3 protein-coding genes are annotated in these 2352 nt (G+C 44.6%); all 3 read right to left on the bottom strand.

What is annotated here, in order from left to right; genetic code table 11:
* Nucleotides 1-377, bottom strand: a 377-nt coding sequence (locus AC3LHT_RS09280; RefSeq protein ID WP_488662691.1) for an aldehyde dehydrogenase family protein, incomplete at its 3' end; no start/stop codon positions are given.
* A 21-nt stretch (nt 378-398) separates the two neighbouring features.
* Nucleotides 399-1541, bottom strand: a complete 1143-nt coding sequence (locus tag AC3LHT_RS09275; RefSeq protein WP_290644818.1) for an NAD(P)/FAD-dependent oxidoreductase — start codon at nt 1539-1541, stop codon at nt 399-401.
* Nucleotides 1531-2352, bottom strand: an 822-nt coding sequence (locus AC3LHT_RS09270; RefSeq protein ID WP_488662690.1) for a (2Fe-2S)-binding protein, incomplete at its 5' end; no start/stop codon positions are given. The genes AC3LHT_RS09270 and AC3LHT_RS09275, both read right to left, overlap by 11 nt.

The following is a 2352-nucleotide window of genomic DNA, read 5'->3' as shown; positions in this document are numbered from 1 at the left end:
ATTGTTGCATCCAGCTCGTAGCGCCGCTCTCTCATTATTTGGGCAGCCTTCAAGAAAGGCTTTACCCTTTCTTCAACGGGCGTGTGCTTCCAGGTTTCAAAAGTTTCCCAGGCTGTATCCAGCGCCTTATCTATGAGTTCCCTGGTGGCTTTTGATGTAACCCCAACAATTTCTTCAGGATTGCTCGGATTAATGGATTTGTTTTTCTTCTCAGTACTGTACTTTTTTCCACCTATTATGAGGTCGTAGTCTTTTTTCTCGTTTGCGACTTTTTCAAGGGCTTCCTTCATCTTTTTTCTGACATCCGGGTTTGATGGGTCAATATAACCCTCATTCTTGAAAGGTGGAAGGACAATGTAGTTAGTTGCTTCTGGCAATTCAAACACCTCCTGTGAATTTTATACAACGTTTTTCTCTCTTGAAACTCCTTTTGAAAATCTTTCCATTTTCAGATTTGATATATCCACTTCTTCCGGACTACCGTATATTATCCAATCCGCCATGGCTTCACCCACCGCTGGGGCAAGCATAAATCCATGACCGCTAAAACCAATCGCGAAGTAGAAATCTGAAAGCTTATCGGATTTGTCAATAATCGGTTGAGCATCTGGTGACATATTGTAAAGCCCTGCCCAGTGCCTCAGTACCCTGACTTCTTTCAGGAATGGAAAGAAATGTGGCATTTTCTCTGTCATCTCTGTCAGAAATTTCCAGCTTGGGTCATGCTTATGGCTGGGCGGTTCGTCCTTGTCACCCTGCCCCATGATGAAATTACCCGATTTCGTTTGCCTTATGTAAAAATTGTTCACAAAACTTATCACCAAGGGATCGAGAATATGCTCCAGGGGTTCGGTAACAAATATCTGGTGCCTGTAAGATTCCGTAGGTAATTCCACGCCAGCCATAAGGCCCACTTCTCTTGAAAATCCCCCCGCAGCATTTACTACTACCGATGTTTTGATGTATCCTTTGGTCGTTAAGACCCCTTTAATTTGACCGCTTTGAACATCTATGTCGGTTACCTCTGTGTGGGTAAGAATCATCGCACCCATCTTTTCTGCTGCTTTGGCATATGCCATAGTGGCAAGATGGGGGTTAGCGTGTCCATCAGTGGGGCAAAAGGTAGCGAGTTTTAACCCTTCAAGATTCATGAAGGGGAACTTCTCTTTTGTTTCTTCTTTGCTTAGTAATCTTACGTCCAGTCCTTCCTCTTGCTGCATAGCCACATTTTTGTGGAAAAGTTCCACTTCCTCATCCGTGTAGGCAAGGAGCAAGTAGCCACCTTGATAATATTCTATGTCCATGCCGATTTCTTCTTCGAAGCGTTCAAATAGTTTGACACTCCTCATAGCCAGTCTGACGTTCATTCTTTCGCTCCATTGTTGCCGAATTCCTCCACCGCAACGCCCTGTTGAGCCAGAGGAAAGATATGATTTCTCAACAAGAACGACATCTTTCATTCCCTTTTTGCAAAGGTAAAAAGCTATGGCAGTACCTATGATACCTCCTCCAATGATTACGACTGATGCTTCAGCCCTCACTGCTTTCACCACCTTTGGCACTTTTACTGACAGCCTTAAAGGTCGTTGGAATCACAGGTGGCCTGAAGGTGCCTGGATCGAGTTTTTCAATGGGGGTTCCGGTTTTACGCGAGAGGATCATCAGAGCGTTTAACCGACATGTACGGCCACCACAAGGTCCCATTGCTATTCTCAGTCTTCTCCTGAGTTCTTCAAAATCTGTGTATCCTTCCTCAATGGCTTTTTCAACATCCTCTACCGTAAGCTCTTCACAACGGCAGACAATAGCTTCTGGCTTCATTTCGACAACTTTTATATGTCTGACTTCCCTGGCTTCTTCTAAAGGTACTTCGATATAAACAACGGTTGTACTGTTAGGAGCTTTAACAACTTTCGTTACCTTTGCAACACCTGCAACACTGCCATCCTTTCTGAGGGCATATACCTGATCCCCTTTTGAAGGTATCGGCAAGAATTCATAAGGTATGCCAACTGTGGCTGTCCCCTTTTCCTCTTTTTCTTGCATCATGAATATGGCCAAGCCGGGACATTTGGTAGCACAAATACCGCAACCGGTACATTTTTCATAGTCGATAACCGGAACGTTGTTGATGTTTTCGCCAATCGTGATAGCACCGAAAGGGCAGCTTGTTTCACAGGGATTGCAAGGAATGGCTTCACTGCATTCTATGATGGGTCTGAGTTTCCCCTTATAAGCCTCATATGAGGGCTCAACTGCCGTTTCACGTGGCAATTTTTCCGGGAAGCTGAGGTTGAGCTTTTCAAGCCCTTTTCTAACCTTTGACGAGGTAGGTCCGCTTCTAAAAGCTCT

It is taken from the genome of Kosmotoga sp. (genome assembly GCF_982836095.1).
This window is presented reverse-complemented; position numbering and strand designations above follow the sequence as displayed.